Raw genomic sequence first — 13,510 nt, forward strand, 5'->3', positions numbered from 1 at the left:
CTCAGCCCCCCATGCTCGCGAGCATCATATAGGCGAGCTTCGCATTGTTGGGCGACGGGCGCAGCAGGTTCGCCTGGTTGCCGCGCAGCTGGCCGAGCGTCGATTGCGCCCAGCCGAGCGCGTCCTTCGCGCTCTCGCCGGAGCCGGTGACGACGGTGGCGTCGTCGCCCATCGCCAGCGCCTGTGCGGCGAATTGCATCGCGGACGATGTATTGGCGGCGGCGGTTTCGTTCGCCGTGCCCAGCTTGCCCGCGAAGCGGTTGTAGACCTCCGCGAGCGAGCGGGCGGAGCCGTCGCGCTCGAAGAAGACGTTGCGGTTGGCGCGCGCGGCGGCGGGGAAGATCGCGGCCGCGCTGCGATCCGGATCGTTCTTCATCGCGGTCAGGAAGGTGCGTGCACCGGCCAGGCCCAGGAAGTGCGCCATATACAGATCGGTGCCGGTCGCCTCGCGCCCGGTCGACGCCTCGATCGCGCCCTTGTTGTCGCTGGCATGCTCCGCCGCCATCAGCGAGGCGGCGTCGGGATCGTTGCGCAGGCCGAGCACCTGCGCGCGGTTGCCGCCGGTGACGGTGTAGCGCCCCGACGGCGTCCGCTGGATGCTGTCCGCGGCCCAGCCGAGCCCGTGCTCGCTGCCATGCTTCTTCACCACCGCCAGCCAGCTCTGCTCGACGAACTGGTACAGGCCCGAGGCGGAGGAGGTGCCGGCACGCGCATTGGCGTTCAGCCCGCTCTCCAATTTGGCCTGGCCCATCAGATAGTCGAAGTCGACGCCGGTGCGCGCCGCGGCACGCTGGATCGCGGACGTGATGCGCTGGGTGGCAGGCGTGATCGCGGAAACGGTCATACCGTCACGATCAGCAAGAGGCGTGCCATTTCTTCGTGGGCCTCACGGCCGAAAGCGGCACCGGCCCGCTCCCCCACCCCACCTCCCATGCCATGATACTGACGTGGGAGGTGGGGCGGGGGAGCGGGCCGGTGCCGCTCATGCGCGTCAGTGCATCGAATTACGCGTAGGCGGCGCTGCCGCGGCGGTAGGCGTTGCCGCCCTGACCGGAAAGAAGCTGCAGGCGGCGGCGAACATTTGCCGCCATCAGGTTCACGTAGATGCGGCAGGTGTCGTTGAGGCGGTCGGCTTCTTCCGCCAGCTCGCGCAGTTCCGGCGTGGCGGGGCCGTCGCCCAGCGCGCGCAGCGTGTCGATCGCCTTCAGCTTGTTCGCGGTGGCGCGCTCCAGCGCGTTGATGTCGTTGCTCTTGAGCGCGGCGATCTCGGCATGAAGCAGGTCGATCACGCGGACCAGCGCGTCACGCCTATTCATTCGACATCCAGTCGTACTTGAGCGCGATCAGCTGATCCGCGATCGTCGCGGGGGAGAGCGGGAAGGTGCCGTTGGCGATCGCGCTCTTGATCATCTGCACGCGCTCCACGTCGACCGGCGCCGAGGACGCCATCGAGCGCGACAGCGTTTCGGGCGCGGCGGGTGCCGGCGTCCGGACGGGTGCCGGCGGGGTCGACGCTGCGGCCACGGGCGTGGTCGCCGCGGCGCGCGGGACGCTGCCAGCGCGAAGATCGCCTGCCTTGATCGTTGACGTACTTACCGAATCTACCATGTCCGCACCTGTGGGGCTCCGCTGACATCGGCAAAAACGGCAGGTTGCGGGGAGACTTTAGCATTTTTATTCGGGCCAGCCGGGCAGGGTCGCGCGGCCCTGCGCGACGGCCACCGCCTGCACCGGGCGGGGGGCGTCGTCGACCTTCACCGTCAGGCGGGCGCCGGGGGCGGCGTCACCCATCGCGATACCCTCGCGCGTGATCGAGAAGCCGTCCGCGCCGGCCTCGATCGTCACCGGGTCGCCGCGGCGGATCACGGGCGCGGCGGCGACCGGCACCATCGGCGTGGGCGTCGCGGCCGCGGGCGCGGCGGCGCGGGGCGGGGCGATGACGGGGACGAAGATGCGCCACGACGGCCCGGCGCAGGCGATCACGACCGCGTCGTGCGCCTCGCTGCGCCACGACATCGCCACCATCGGGCAGGACGCCAGCCGCAGCCGCGGGTCGACCGGCGCCCGCGCGCCGCCCACGACGCCGATCGGCTGCGTGGTGAAGGACGCGACCGCGCGGTCGAGCGCGGCGGTATCCTGGAAGCTGCCCGCGGCGGCGGCGGCGAGAAGGAGCGAGGCGATCATTGCGATGGTCCCTGTGCGCGGGCCGTGGTGGCCGCGGTCTCGCCGGCGAAGGCGAGGGTGACGATGACATGGCGTCCGGTGGTGGCGCGCGCGGTGGCGAGGTCGAGGCGATTGTCCGGTACGCCGTTGGTGGTCAGCGCGGCGACGATCGCGCGTGCGCGCTCCGCGGCGAGCGCGGTGGCGCTGCCGCTGGCCGGGTCGACGTCGGCGGCGCTGCCGTCGGTCGCGCCGGTGACGGTCAGGCGCACGCGCGGGTCGCGCAGCTCCGCCTTCGCCCAGGCGATCAGCGGGTCGGGCGTGCCCGGCAGCGCGGCGCTGGCCACGTCGAAGCCGGTCACGCCGTGGCTGGCGACCGCGATCGCGGGTGCCTCGATGCCGAAGCCCGCGGCCAGCCCCTGCGCCAGCACGCGCGGGTCCATGTCCTTCTGCGTCTGGAGCAGGACGAAGAAGCCGACCAGCAGCAGCGACAGATCGGCGAGCGTGATGAGCCACAGCGAGCGGCCGCCATGCTCCTCGGGGAAATCGTCCTCGGCGGTCATGCGGCCTCCGCCTCGGGCGCCAGATCGTCGCCGTCCTCATAGGTGTCGAAGGCGGTCGGCCGCGCGGTGGTACGCGGCGCCTCGCGCTCGGCCAGCGCCACCAGCGGCGCCACCAGCCGCAGCCGCTCGATCGCCTCCGCCCGCGCCGCCTGGCGCAGCCGCGAGGCGATCGGCATCGCGAGCAGATGCGCGGCGAGCGCGCCGTAGAGCGTGGCGAGCAGCGCGATCGCCATCGCGCCGCCGATCGCGCGCGGATCGGCCATGCGCGTGAACATCGCGACCAGCCCGACGAGCGTGCCGACCATTCCCATCGCGGGCAACGCCTCGGCCAGGCTGGTCCAGGCGTCGGCCACGGTGCGATGCCGCTCGATCCGGGCGCGGCGCGCTTCGTCCAGCGCGCGCGAGATGTCGGCGGGGGGAGCGGCGTCGACGACCTGCGCGATCGCCTGCGCCACGTCCTTGTCCGCAATGACGGTGCGGTCGAGCGCGACGACGCCGTGGCGCCGCGCAATCCGCGACAGCGTCGCGATCTGCTCCAGCAGCGCCTCCGCGCGGAAGCGTCGTCGCGGCAGCACCGCCAGCGCGAGGAACGCGCGCAGCAGATCGCGCGCGGGCGTGCGCAGGATGGTGGCCAGCGTCGCGCCGCCGAAGACGATCGCCAGCGCGGCCGGGTCGATGAAGGTGCCGAAGGTCATGCCCCGTTATTTGCAAGGGGCGGGCCAAATGCGGGCGCGCGCTGTCAGCTCGCGTCGCCGCCGGCGGCACCGGCAACCGCTTTGCCGGCAACCGGCAAGCCTTTGCCGCTCCGCCCCGGCGATGCGATTTCACCGCATCTCCCAGCGCAATTGGCACGCCCCTTGCTGATGGTCCCGTGCACCTGTCGTGCAAAGGAGGATCGCCCCGATGGCGGACACATTGTTCGGAGTTCACGGCGCCGCGCTGGAAGTGCGCGGTCAGCGCATGGGCGTGCTGGCGTCGAACATCGCCAATGCCTCCACGCCGAACTTCAAGGCGCGCGACATCGATTTCAAGGCCGCGCTCGGCGCGGTCGAGGCGAACGGCGCGGATGCCATCGGCGCGGCGACCCGGTACCGCATCCCCACCAACCCGTCGATGGACGGCAATACGGTGGAGCTGGCGACCGAGCAGACCGCGTTCGCGGAAAATGCGGTCCAGTATCAGACGACGCTGTCGTTCCTGAACGGGCGCATCAACCAGATCACCCGCGCGCTGAAGGGGGAGTAAGCGCATGTCCACCGCCTCTCCGATGACCATCTTCCAGGTCGCCGGCCGCGCCATGTCGGCGCAGCTGACCCGGATGAACACCACCGCGTCGAACCTGGCGAATGCCGGCGGGGTCGCGGGGTCGGCCGACGCCGCCTACAAGACGATGAAGCCGGTGTTCCGCACCAGCTTCGACCAGGCGACCGGGCTGTCGACGGTCGACGTGCAGCAGATCGTCACCGCGGGTGAGGCGCCGACCAAGCGCTACGACCCCGCCAATCCGATGGCGGACAAGGACGGCAACGTCTTCGAGGCCGCGGTCGATGAATCGCGCGAGCTGGTCGACATGATGGAGACCGCCCGCACCTACCAGAACAACGTCGAGGTCATGCAGACGGCCAAGACGCTGATCCTCGACACGATCAAGATGGGTCGCTGAACATGGCCACGAGCAGCATCGCCAACACCAGCACGACGTCGCTGGACCAGCAGATCAAGGACCGCGGCATCAGCCGCACGGTCACGTCCGGCGGCGCGACGACGCAGCTGAACACCACCGGCACCAAGACGACGCTGGGGCAGAACGATTTCCTGCGGCTGATGACCGCGCAGATGCAGTATCAGGACCCGTTCAACCCGGTCGACAACACCCAGATGGTGTCGCAGATGGCGACGCTGTCGCAGGTGTCGGGCATCGCGCAGATGAACTCGTCGCTCAGCACGATCATGACGCGGCTGGGCGCCACCAGCACGTCGGACGCGATGAGCTACGTCGGCAAGACCGTGCTGACCGATGGCACCACCGCGCAGGAGCGCGTGTCGGGCGGCGTCGCGGGCGCGGTCGAGCTGGCGGGCGATGCGACCAGCGTCGACGTCGAGATCTACGACAACGACGGCACCAACGTGAAGACGGTGTCGCTCGGCGCGCAGGCGTCGGGCACCGTCGACTATCAGTGGGACGGCAAGGACGCGCAGGGCAATAAGGTGTCCAACGGTCCCTATACCATCCGCGTCACCGCGCTCGACAAGAACGCCGCCACCGCCACCACCCCCGCGGGTGCCGCGGTGAAGGCCAGTTCGCTGGTCTGGGCGCCGGTCGAAACCGTCTCGCTGCCCGCCGGCGGCGACCCCGTCCTGAACGTTACCGGCCTCGGTACCGTGAAGCCTTCCGCGATCCGCAAGGTCGCCTGATCCCCCCCTTCGCCCCCATCACCCAGGAGTACCCCCATGTCCTTCTACACTTCGCTTTCCGGTCTCCAGGCCATGCAGACCGACATGGCGACGATCAGCCACAACCTGGCGAACGTCTCCACCACCGGCTTCAAGAAGAGCCGCACCGACTTCTCCGACGTCATCGCGTCCAGCGTGTCGACCGACCCGCGCAAGATGGTCGGCTCGGGCGTGGTCGTGAAGGGTACGACGCAGCAGTTCAAGGAAGGCAACCTGTCGACCACCAGCAACGCGCTCGACCTCGCGCTGGTGGGCGAGGGCTTCTTCATCATGAAGTCGACCGGCCTGTCGGACCAGGTGAACTACAGCCGCAACGGCGCCTTCTCGGTCGACTCGGATCGTAACGTGGTCGACGCGCAGGGCAGCTTCCTGATGGTCTATCCGGTCGACAACGACGGCAACGTGACCGCCACCGGCGAGAAGGGCCTCACCAACCTGCAGATCCAGCAGACCTCGGGCACGCCGAAGGCGACCGACGGCGTCACCACCTCGGTCCAGGTGTCGTCGACCTCGACGATCAAGGATCCGGCGAAGTTCAACCGGACGGATACGACCACGTACAACAACTCGGTCGCGACGCGCATCTACGATGCCAACGGCAATGCGATGACGATGACCAACTACTATGTGCGGACCGGCGGCGTCGACACGGCGAACGGCCTGACCGGCACGTGGCAGATGTTCACGTTCATCGGCGACCAGCAGATGAAGGGCCCCGGCCAGACCACCGCGGGTCCGGTCACGCTGACCTATGACAACACCGGCGCGCTGAAGACGCCGAGCCCGGCGGAGGTACAGTTCCAGAGCTTCATCCCGACCTCGGGCGCGGCGGCGCAGACGGTCAAGCTGTCGCTCACCGGCTCGACGCAGCTGTCGTCGGCCTTTTCGGTGAATGCCAAGAGCCAGAACGGCATCGCGGTCGGCCAGCTGGCGGGTGTCACCGTCACCGACGGTGGTCTGATCCAGGCGAGCTTCTCCAACGGCGACATCGTGCCGCTGGGCAAGGTGGCGCTGGCGAAGTTCTCGACCCCCACGGGTCTGCGCCAGGTCGGCAACAGCTATTGGCAGGCGACCGGCGTGTCGGGCACCGCGTCGCTCGGCGCGGCCAGCTCGGACGGGTTCGGCGCGCTGATGTCGGGCACGATCGAGGGGTCGAACGTCGACATCACCGAGGAGCTGGTGAACCTGATCGCGGCGCAGCGCAATTTCCAGGCGAACGCCAAGGCGCTCGATACCGCGACGCAGGTGTCGCAGGCGATCCTGAACATCCGCTCGTAATCACGGCACATCGGGGAAGCTGACAGGTGGACAAGCTCGTCTATACCGCGGCGACCGGGCTGCGCGCGCACATGGCCGCGCAGGCCGCGATCGCGAACAACATGGCGAACGCGTCCACCACCGGCTTTCGCGCCGATCGCGTCGTCTTCGACCGCATCATCCTGTCCGACGGCACGTCGGCGCTGTCCGCGCGCCAGCCGACCGGCGAGGAAGTGAAGGACATCGACCGCACGCAGGGCGCGATCCAGCAGACCGGGCGCCCGCTGGACGTGGCGCTGAGCGACGTCGACAGCTGGATCGCGGTGCAGGCCGCCGACGGCAGCGAGGCGTACACCCGGCGCGGCGACCTGACGGTCAATGCGTCGGGCACGCTGGAAACCGGCGACGGCTTCCTGGTGATGGGCGAGGGCGGCGGGCCGATCACGCTGCCGCCGTACAGCCAGCTGTCGATCGGCGGCGACGGCACCATCTCCATCCAGGCACAGGGCGACACCGCGCCGCCCGCGCCGATCGACAAGATCAAGCTCGTCTCCGCCAAGGGCAGCGAGACGGTGAAGGGTCTCGACAACCTGATGCGCGTGAGGGGCGGCGGCGCGCTGCCCGCCAACCTGGACGCGAAGCTCGCGTCCGGCGCGCTGGAATCGTCGAACGTCAACATGACCCAGGCGCTGGTCGACATGATCGAGAACCAGCGCAGCTACGAGGTGCAGGCGAACCTGCTGAAGGAAGCGCGCACCATGGACGAATCGAGCGCATCCGTGATGCGCTTGCCGGGCTGAGGAAGGATGATCTCATGACCACCGCCGCCATGCACATCGCGCGTACCGGGCTCGACGCCCAGGATACGCGGATGCGGGTGATCTCGAACAACCTCGCCAACGTCAACACGACCGCGTTCAAGCGCGATCGCGCGACGTTCGAGACGCTGTCCTATCAGGTCGTGACCGCCGCGGGCGCGCAGTCGACCTCGGAAAGCAAGTACGCCACCGGGCTGAACCTGGGCACCGGCGTGCGCGTGCAGGGCACGTCGCGCACCGAAACGCAGGGCTCGATGAACCAGACCGGCAACTCGCTCGACGTGGCGCTGGACGGCGACGGCTATTTCCAGGTGCAGATGCCCGGCGGCCAGCTGGGCTATACCCGCGCCGGCAATTTCTCGCGCAGTCCCGAGGGGCAGCTGGTCACGAGCCAGGGCTATCAGGTGATGCCCGGCATCACCGTGCCGCAGAACGCGACCCAGATCACGATCGGCCTCGATGGCACCGTCAGCGCGACCTTGCCGGGGCAGGCCGAGGCGCAGAACCTGGGCCAGCTTCAGGTCGCCAGCTTCCCCAATCCCGCGGGGCTGACGTCGAATGGCGACAATTTCCTGCTGGAAAGCGGTGCCAGCGGGGCCGCCAACCTAGGCGTGCCCGGGCAGGACGGCCGCGGCCGCGTGCGTCAGGGCAATCTGGAGGCGAGCAACGTGAACGTGGTGGAGGAGCTGGTCGACATGATCGAGACCCAGCGCGCCTATGAGGTCAATTCGAAGATGATCTCGGCGACCGACGACATGTTGAAATACGTTAACCAGAATCTGTCATAGGATTCGCCGCCATGACGCTACGCGCTTCTCTCTCCGCCGCTTACTGGGTCGAGGCCACGCTGGGCGTGACCGCCTGCGCGCTGGTCGCTGCCGCCTTCGCGCCCGGTCCTGCCGATGCCAAGCTGTTCGGTCGCAAGGCCCCCCGGGAGGATTTCTCCGTGGTGCGCGCGCCCGTCGCGGCCCCCGTAGCGGCACCCGTCGCCGACGGTTCGATCTTCCATGCCGCCGACGGCTATGCCGGGCTGCACGAGGGGTGGCGCGCACGGCGGGTCGGCGATCCGCTGACCATCGTGCTGGTGGAACGCACCGCGGCGTCCAAGTCGGCCTCGTCCAAGCTCGATTCGAAGGGCAGCTTCGGGCTGACCCCGCCGACCACCGGGCCGTTCGGCGGCCTGCTGAGCCCCAGCGACGTGGGCGCCAGCGGCAACCGCGGCTTCGGCGGCACGGGCGCGGCGGACCAGTCCAATTCGCTGTCGGGCGAGGTGTCCGTGACCGTGGCGCAGGTCTTCCCCAACGGCACCATGCTGGTCCAGGGGCAGAAGCGCGTGACGCTGAACCGCGGCGACGAATTCGTCCAGATCAAGGGGATCGTGCGCACCGCCGATGTCGACCGCGACAACCGCGTCGAGTCGACCCGCGTGGCCGACGCGCAGATCGCCTATACCGGCAAGGGCGACGTCGCCCGCGCCAGCCGCCAGGGCTGGCTGTCCCGCTTCTTCCAGGTGGTGAGCCCGTTCTGATGCTGCGCAACATGCTTCTCGCGCTGCTGGCGCTATTTGCCGCCGCCGCGCCGGCGCATGCCGACCGGATCAAGGATCTGGGCGGGTTCCAGGGCATCCGCTCCAACCAGCTGACCGGCTACGGCGTGGTCGTCGGCCTGCCGGGCACCGGCGACGACAATCTGGAATATACCGTCCAGTCGGTGAAGGCCGTCGCCAGCCGCTTCGGGCTGCAACTGCCCGCCAGCGCCAATCCGGGGCTGAAGAATGCCGCGGTGGTGCTCATCACCGCGGAGCTGCCCGCCTTCGCGAAGCCGGGACAGCGGATCGATATCACCGTCGCCTCGATGGGCAAGGCCAAGTCGCTGCGCGGCGGCGCGCTGGTCCTGACCCCGCTGATGGGCGCCGACGGGCAGATCTATGCGATGGCGCAGGGCAATCTGGCGGTCGGCGGGCTGGGCGCGGAGGGTGCCGACGGCTCGAAGATCGTCGTCAACGTCCCCTCGACCGGCCGTATCCCCGAGGGCGCGACCGTCGAGCGGGCGGTCGCGACCGGGTTCGCCGATACGCCGTTCCTGACCTACAATCTGGCGCGCGCCGATTTCACCACCGCGCAGAACGTCGCCGCCGCGATCAACCGCAAGCTGGGCTTCGGCACCGCGCAGGCGACCGACGCGGTGTCGGTGGCGGTGCGCGCGCCGGTCGGCGCCGACGTGCGCGCGATGCTGATGAGCGAGATCGAGAACCTGGACGTCGCCAGCGCCGAGCCGCCCGCGAAGGTGATCGTCAACGCGCGCACCGGCACCGTCGTCATCAGCAGCGCGGTGCGCGTCGGCACCGCCGCGGTCACGCACGGCAAGCTGACCGTGCGGATCGACGAGAGCCAGCGCGTCAGCCAGCCCGCGCCGTTCAGCCAGGGGCAGACCGCGCTCGAGAATCGCTCCAAGGTGTCGGTCGAGGAAGAGAAGAAGCCGATGTTCCTGCTCAATCCCGGGCCCAAGCTGGCCGATGTGGTGAAGGCGGTGAACGCGATCGGCGCCTCCCCGGCCGATCTGGTCGCGATCCTGGAGGCGCTGAAGGAAGCCGGCGCGCTCAAGGCCGAACTGGTGGTGCTGTGATGACCCAGATCCCGGGCCTGTCGCAGACCGCCACCGGCGCCACCGGCATCGATTCGGGGTTGGGCCGCGCGGCGACGAAGGACAATCTGGCCAAGGCCGGGCAGCAGTTCGAATCGGTCTTCACGGGCATGATGCTGAAGTCGATGCGTCAGGCGAAGCTGGCCGACCCGCTGTTCGACAGCAAGGCGATCGACACCTTCCGCGACATGTCGGACGACAAGGTCGTGCAGCAGATGGCGACCCACACGCCGCTGGGCATCGGCAAGGCGATGACCGAGTTTCTGTCGCGTTCTCAACCCGATCTTAACCCGGATGGTGGCAGCCAGACCGGATGAGCGATCTCCTCACCATCGGCGTCTCTGGCGCGCGCGCGTATCAGACCGCGCTGACGACGGTGTCGGAGAACATCGCGAATTCCGGCAATGCGTCCTATGTGAAGCGCAACGCCAACATCCGCGAGATCGCGACCAGCACGGGCTACAGCTCGACGCTGAACGGCATGGGCGCGATGGTCGACGGGATCGGCCGCGCCGGCAACCCCTATACCGAGACCGCGGTACGCAACGCCGGCGCGGACCTGTCGAAGACGACCGCCAGCACGGTGTGGCTGGAGCGGGTCGAAAGCGCGCTGTCGGGCGGCAATCTGGCCAACCAGATGACCGCGTTCTTCGCCTCCAGCACCGCATTGCAGGCTGAGCCGACCTCGACCGCGCTGCGCGCCGGCATGCTCAGCGCGGCGTCGTCGACCGCCGATTCGTTCGGCATGACGGCGCGGGCGCTCGATTCGGCGATGACCGAGCTCGATGCGCGCGCGGTGGCGGCGACCGCGGACCTGACGCGGCTCAACCAGGCGCTGCTGAAGGTCAACCAGGGGCTGGTGAAGACCACCCCCGGCACCTCCGCCGCCGCAGGGCTCGCGGATCAGCGCGACGCCCTGCTCCAGCAGATGAGCGAGCTGACCGACGTCGCGGTGACGATGGACCAGTTCGGCCGCGCGACGGTGCGCGCCGGGGGCAGCAACGGCCCGGTGCTGGTCGACGCGCGCGAGGCGATGCAGGTCGGCTATCAGCGCACCGGCGGCAACGTCGGACTGACGACGCGCAGCGAGGACGGCACGCTCAAGGTGATGACGCCTGATGGCGGCGCGCTGGCGGGCATGACCGAGGGGGCGCAGCGAATCGCCGCGGCACGGGCCGAGCTGGACGACATCGCGGGCGACTTCACGACCGCGGTCAACGACCTCCAGCGCAGCGGCCAGGACCTGAACCAGGCGACCGGCACCAACATGTTCGCGACCACCGCGGACCCCAGCAGCTTTTCGGTCCGGCTGACCGACGGCAAGCAGATCGCCGCGGCGAAGCCCGGCGGCGGGCAGCGCGACTCGAGCAACCTCGCCGCGCTGGCGACGCTGCGTCAGGGCGACGGGTACGAGGGGCGCATCCAGGGCCTCGTCACCGACAATGCCGCGACGCTCAAGCAGCGCCGGCTGGTCGGCGATGCGCAGACCGCAATCCGCGATGGCGCGGTCACCGCGCGATCGGAGATGACCGGCGTGAACCTCGATTCGGAGGCGATCGATCTCGTTCGCTTCCAGCAGGCCTATCAGGCCGCCAGCCGCGTGATCCAGGTCGCGCGCGATACCTTCCAGTCGATCCTCGAAATCCGGTAAGGCGCGATGCAGATCTCCAGCAACCTGATGTTCGACCGCTCGTCGTCGCGGATGAGCCAGCTGATGGCGACCGCGACGAAGCTGAACGTGCAGATCGCCACCGGCAAGAAGATCAGCACGCCGTCCGAAAACGTGACCGTGGCGCAGCAGATCGCCGAGTTCGATCGCAAGGACGCCGATGCCGCGGCCTATGCGACCAACCTGAAGCTGTCCGAATCGCTGCTCAAGCAGGCCGATTCGACGCTGGGCCAGATCACCGAGCAGCTCCAGCGCGCCACCGACCTGGTGACGCAGGCGGCGACGGGAACGCTCAGCGATTCGAACCGCAAGGTCATCGGCAGCGAATTGTCCGCGCTGGTCGATGCGATGGTCGGGCTGGGCAATACGAAGGATCTGCGCGGCCAGCCGCTGTTCGGCAGCGCGTCGGGCACCGATGCGGTGATCCGCAACGCCAACGGCACCTTCACCTACAATACGGCGCCCAAGCTGTCGGAAATCCCGATCGGCGACGGGCTGACGGTCCAGCCCACCGAAACCGCGTCGCGCGTGTTCAATTCGGGTGCCGGCGACACGCTGGCGATGCTGGCCCAGCTGGCGAGCGCGTTGCAGACGGGCACCGACCAGGCGGGGGCGGCGCGCGACGCGCTGGCGCCGCTGAAGGCGGCGGGCGACCAGGTATCGGTCGTGCAGGCCTCGGTCGGTGCGCGCGCGGCGCGCGTCGATCTCCAGCAGGGCCTGCTGCAGAGCACGAACCTCGACCGTGCGGAGCTGCGCTCCAGCATGGAGGACATCGACGTGACCGAAACCTACGCCGAGCTGTCCAAGACGCTGACGATCCTGAGCGCGACGCAGCAGAGCTTCTCCAAATTGTCGCAGCTGTCGCTGTTCAACTACCTGCGCTGACGCGCGGCGCGCTCGATTTTTCATCATCTTCCACGCTGATTCGTCGCCCCGGGCCGAGCCCGGGGTGACGCCATGTCGTGTCCCGGCAAACCCGGCAGAAACCTGCCGCACCCGGCCGCGGCGGTAACCACTTCGCTACCCCTGCCGGGTTACTGAACGTCTCAGTCATCCTGTTCTCTTACCGGGGATTCGCCCATGTTTGCGGCCATCGGCCTCGTCGTCCTTCTCGGCATGGTGTTCGGCGGTTTCGCCATCACCGGCGGCAACCTCGGCCCGGTGTTCGAGGCGATCCCGCACGAGATGCTCATCATCGGTGGCGCCGCCGCGGGCGCGCTCATCATCGGCAACTCGATGACCGAGCTGAAGGCGATGGGCGGCGGCCTGGGCAAGGTGTTCAAGGGGCCGAAGTACAAGAAGCAGGACTATCTGGACGTCATCTTCCTGGTCAGCAAGCTGATGAAGATGCTGCGGATGGAAGGGCCGATCGCGCTGGAGCCGCACGTCGAGGATCCCAAGTCCTCCGCCGTCTTCGCCGAATATCCCAAGCTGCTGAAGGACCATACGCTGGTCGCGCTGATCGCGGACACGCTGCGCCTGGTCGTGGTGTCGTCGGGCACGCTCGACGTGCACGCGGTCGAGGAGGTCATGGATAACGCGATCAAGACCCACCACCACGAGGTGGAGGGACCGGAGCACACGCTGCAGAGCCTGGCGGACGCGCTGCCGGCGCTCGGCATCGTCGCCGCGGTGCTCGGCATCGTGAAGACGATGGGCTCGATCGACAAGCCGCCGTCGGTGCTGGGCGGGATGATCGGCTCGGCGCTGGTCGGCACCTTCATGGGCGTGCTGCTGGCCTATGGCATCGTCAACCCCTTCGCCGGCCGGCTGAAGCAGGTGGTGGCGGCGGATGCGGCGATCTATCACGTGGTGAAGCAGATCATCATCGCCTCGCTCCACGGCCATCCGCAGCCGCTGGTGATCGAGGCGGCGCGCTCCGGCATCGACCACAAGAACCAGCCCGGCTTCGCCGAGGTGTTCGACGGCCTGCGCGGTAAGTAAGC

18 protein-coding genes are annotated in these 13,510 nt (G+C 68.9%); 12 read left to right on the forward strand and 6 right to left on the reverse strand.

What is annotated here, in order from left to right; translation table 11 throughout:
* Position 1: 1 nt before the first annotated feature.
* From PGN23_RS02755 to PGN23_RS02780, 6 genes are all read right to left on the reverse strand, one after another.
* Positions 2 to 844, reverse strand: coding sequence for a lytic transglycosylase domain-containing protein (locus tag PGN23_RS02755; RefSeq protein WP_335301313.1), 843 nt, complete (start codon positions 842 to 844; stop codon positions 2 to 4).
* Between the two features lie 160 nt (positions 845 to 1,004).
* Positions 1,005 to 1,316: a flagellar protein FlgN gene (locus tag PGN23_RS02760; RefSeq protein ID WP_335301314.1), complete on the reverse strand. Its 312-nt coding sequence runs from the start codon at positions 1,314 to 1,316 to the stop codon at positions 1,005 to 1,007.
* Positions 1,309 to 1,608 (reverse strand): flagellar biosynthesis anti-sigma factor FlgM, encoded by a 300-nt coding sequence (gene flgM, locus PGN23_RS02765; protein WP_335301315.1) that lies wholly within the window; start codon positions 1,606 to 1,608, stop codon positions 1,309 to 1,311. Before flgM ends, PGN23_RS02760 begins: the two co-directional genes overlap by 8 nt.
* Before the next feature lie 66 nt (positions 1,609 to 1,674).
* Positions 1,675 to 2,184, reverse strand: coding sequence for a flagella basal body P-ring formation protein FlgA (locus PGN23_RS02770; protein ID WP_335301316.1), 510 nt, complete (start codon positions 2,182 to 2,184; stop codon positions 1,675 to 1,677).
* Positions 2,181 to 2,723: a flagellar motor protein MotB gene (locus PGN23_RS02775; RefSeq protein ID WP_335301317.1), complete on the reverse strand. Its 543-nt coding sequence runs from the start codon at positions 2,721 to 2,723 to the stop codon at positions 2,181 to 2,183. The genes PGN23_RS02770 and PGN23_RS02775 overlap by 4 nt, the downstream gene beginning before the upstream one ends.
* Positions 2,720 to 3,418 (reverse strand): motility protein A, encoded by a 699-nt coding sequence (locus PGN23_RS02780; protein WP_335301318.1) that lies wholly within the window; start codon positions 3,416 to 3,418, stop codon positions 2,720 to 2,722. The genes PGN23_RS02775 and PGN23_RS02780 overlap by 4 nt, the downstream gene beginning before the upstream one ends.
* A 208-nt stretch (positions 3,419 to 3,626) precedes the next feature.
* On the opposite strand from PGN23_RS02780, the gene PGN23_RS02785 reads away from it, so the two are divergent.
* The 12 genes from PGN23_RS02785 to motA all read left to right on the forward strand — a co-directional run bounded on the left by PGN23_RS02785 (position 3,627) and on the right by motA (position 13,508).
* Positions 3,627 to 3,968: a flagellar basal body rod protein FlgB gene (locus PGN23_RS02785; RefSeq protein WP_335301319.1), complete on the forward strand. Its 342-nt coding sequence runs from the start codon at positions 3,627 to 3,629 to the stop codon at positions 3,966 to 3,968.
* A 4-nt stretch (positions 3,969 to 3,972) separates the two neighbouring features.
* The gene (flgC, locus tag PGN23_RS02790) at positions 3,973 to 4,386 is read left to right on the forward strand and encodes a flagellar basal body rod protein FlgC (protein WP_335301320.1); all 414 of its coding nucleotides are present in this window, start codon (positions 3,973 to 3,975) and stop codon (positions 4,384 to 4,386) included.
* Between the two features lie 2 nt (positions 4,387 to 4,388).
* Entirely contained in the window at positions 4,389 to 5,138 is a 750-nt protein-coding gene (locus PGN23_RS02795) for a flagellar hook assembly protein FlgD (RefSeq protein WP_335301321.1), read from the forward strand.
* Between the two features lie 36 nt (positions 5,139 to 5,174).
* Complete coding sequence (locus tag PGN23_RS02800; RefSeq protein ID WP_335301322.1) at positions 5,175 to 6,455, forward strand: flagellar hook protein FlgE; 1,281 nt, start codon at positions 5,175 to 5,177, stop codon at positions 6,453 to 6,455.
* 26 nt (positions 6,456 to 6,481) lie between these two features.
* Positions 6,482 to 7,234 (forward strand): flagellar basal body rod protein FlgF, encoded by a 753-nt coding sequence (locus tag PGN23_RS02805; protein WP_335301323.1) that lies wholly within the window; start codon positions 6,482 to 6,484, stop codon positions 7,232 to 7,234.
* Between the two features lie 14 nt (positions 7,235 to 7,248).
* Complete coding sequence (gene flgG / locus PGN23_RS02810) at positions 7,249 to 8,040, forward strand: flagellar basal-body rod protein FlgG (RefSeq protein WP_335301324.1); 792 nt, start codon at positions 7,249 to 7,251, stop codon at positions 8,038 to 8,040.
* 11 nt (positions 8,041 to 8,051) lie between these two features.
* Positions 8,052 to 8,780 carry a flagellar basal body L-ring protein FlgH gene (locus PGN23_RS02815; RefSeq protein WP_335301325.1) on the forward strand — a complete coding sequence of 243 codons (729 nt, stop codon included), beginning with the start codon at positions 8,052 to 8,054 and terminating at the stop codon, positions 8,778 to 8,780.
* Positions 8,780 to 9,877 (forward strand): flagellar basal body P-ring protein FlgI, encoded by a 1,098-nt coding sequence (locus PGN23_RS02820; RefSeq protein ID WP_335301326.1) that lies wholly within the window; start codon positions 8,780 to 8,782, stop codon positions 9,875 to 9,877. The genes PGN23_RS02815 and PGN23_RS02820 overlap by 1 nt, the downstream gene beginning before the upstream one ends.
* On the forward strand, positions 9,877 to 10,212 hold the full coding sequence (locus PGN23_RS02825) for a rod-binding protein (RefSeq protein WP_335301327.1): 336 nt from the start codon (positions 9,877 to 9,879) through the stop codon (positions 10,210 to 10,212). The genes PGN23_RS02820 and PGN23_RS02825 overlap by 1 nt, the downstream gene beginning before the upstream one ends.
* Positions 10,209 to 11,546 carry a flagellar hook-associated protein FlgK gene (flgK, locus tag PGN23_RS02830; RefSeq protein WP_335301328.1) on the forward strand — a complete coding sequence of 446 codons (1,338 nt, stop codon included), beginning with the start codon at positions 10,209 to 10,211 and terminating at the stop codon, positions 11,544 to 11,546. Before PGN23_RS02825 ends, flgK begins: the two co-directional genes overlap by 4 nt.
* Before the next feature lie 6 nt (positions 11,547 to 11,552).
* Positions 11,553 to 12,449 carry a flagellin N-terminal helical domain-containing protein gene (locus PGN23_RS02835; RefSeq protein ID WP_335301329.1) on the forward strand — a complete coding sequence of 299 codons (897 nt, stop codon included), beginning with the start codon at positions 11,553 to 11,555 and terminating at the stop codon, positions 12,447 to 12,449.
* Positions 12,450 to 12,644: 195 nt separating this feature from the next.
* The gene (gene motA / locus PGN23_RS02840) at positions 12,645 to 13,508 is read left to right on the forward strand and encodes a flagellar motor stator protein MotA (protein WP_335301330.1); all 864 of its coding nucleotides are present in this window, start codon (positions 12,645 to 12,647) and stop codon (positions 13,506 to 13,508) included.
* The last annotated feature ends 2 nt before the right edge of the window (positions 13,509 to 13,510 follow it).

Source organism: Sphingomonas adhaesiva, assembly GCF_036946125.1.
Lineage (GTDB): Bacteria > Pseudomonadota > Alphaproteobacteria > Sphingomonadales > Sphingomonadaceae > Sphingomonas > Sphingomonas adhaesiva_A.

Bases quoted from the DNA above. Each gene is read 5' to 3' on its own strand.
- PGN23_RS02820 (WP_335301326.1), top strand. From the start codon at position 8,780: ATGCTGCGCAACATGCTTCTCGCGCTGCTGGCGCTATTTGCCGCCGCC.
- PGN23_RS02770 (WP_335301316.1), bottom strand. From the start codon at position 2,184: ATGATCGCCTCGCTCCTTCTCGCCGCCGCCGCCGCGGGCAGCTTCCAG.
- PGN23_RS02835 (WP_335301329.1), top strand. From the start codon at position 11,553: ATGCAGATCTCCAGCAACCTGATGTTCGACCGCTCGTCGTCGCGGATG.
- PGN23_RS02775 (WP_335301317.1), bottom strand. From the start codon at position 2,723: ATGACCGCCGAGGACGATTTCCCCGAGGAGCATGGCGGCCGCTCGCTG.
- PGN23_RS02795 (WP_335301321.1), top strand. From the start codon at position 4,389: ATGGCCACGAGCAGCATCGCCAACACCAGCACGACGTCGCTGGACCAG.
- PGN23_RS02755 (WP_335301313.1), bottom strand. From the start codon at position 844: ATGACCGTTTCCGCGATCACGCCTGCCACCCAGCGCATCACGTCCGCG.
- flgK (WP_335301328.1), top strand. From the start codon at position 10,209: ATGAGCGATCTCCTCACCATCGGCGTCTCTGGCGCGCGCGCGTATCAG.
- flgC (WP_335301320.1), top strand. From the start codon at position 3,973: ATGTCCACCGCCTCTCCGATGACCATCTTCCAGGTCGCCGGCCGCGCC.
- PGN23_RS02780 (WP_335301318.1), bottom strand. From the start codon at position 3,418: ATGACCTTCGGCACCTTCATCGACCCGGCCGCGCTGGCGATCGTCTTC.
- flgG (WP_335301324.1), top strand. From the start codon at position 7,249: ATGACCACCGCCGCCATGCACATCGCGCGTACCGGGCTCGACGCCCAG.
- flgM (WP_335301315.1), bottom strand. From the start codon at position 1,608: ATGGTAGATTCGGTAAGTACGTCAACGATCAAGGCAGGCGATCTTCGC.
- PGN23_RS02800 (WP_335301322.1), top strand. From the start codon at position 5,175: ATGTCCTTCTACACTTCGCTTTCCGGTCTCCAGGCCATGCAGACCGAC.
- PGN23_RS02760 (WP_335301314.1), bottom strand. From the start codon at position 1,316: ATGAATAGGCGTGACGCGCTGGTCCGCGTGATCGACCTGCTTCATGCC.
- PGN23_RS02825 (WP_335301327.1), top strand. From the start codon at position 9,877: ATGACCCAGATCCCGGGCCTGTCGCAGACCGCCACCGGCGCCACCGGC.
- PGN23_RS02815 (WP_335301325.1), top strand. From the start codon at position 8,052: ATGACGCTACGCGCTTCTCTCTCCGCCGCTTACTGGGTCGAGGCCACG.
- PGN23_RS02785 (WP_335301319.1), top strand. From the start codon at position 3,627: ATGGCGGACACATTGTTCGGAGTTCACGGCGCCGCGCTGGAAGTGCGC.
- motA (WP_335301330.1), top strand. From the start codon at position 12,645: ATGTTTGCGGCCATCGGCCTCGTCGTCCTTCTCGGCATGGTGTTCGGC.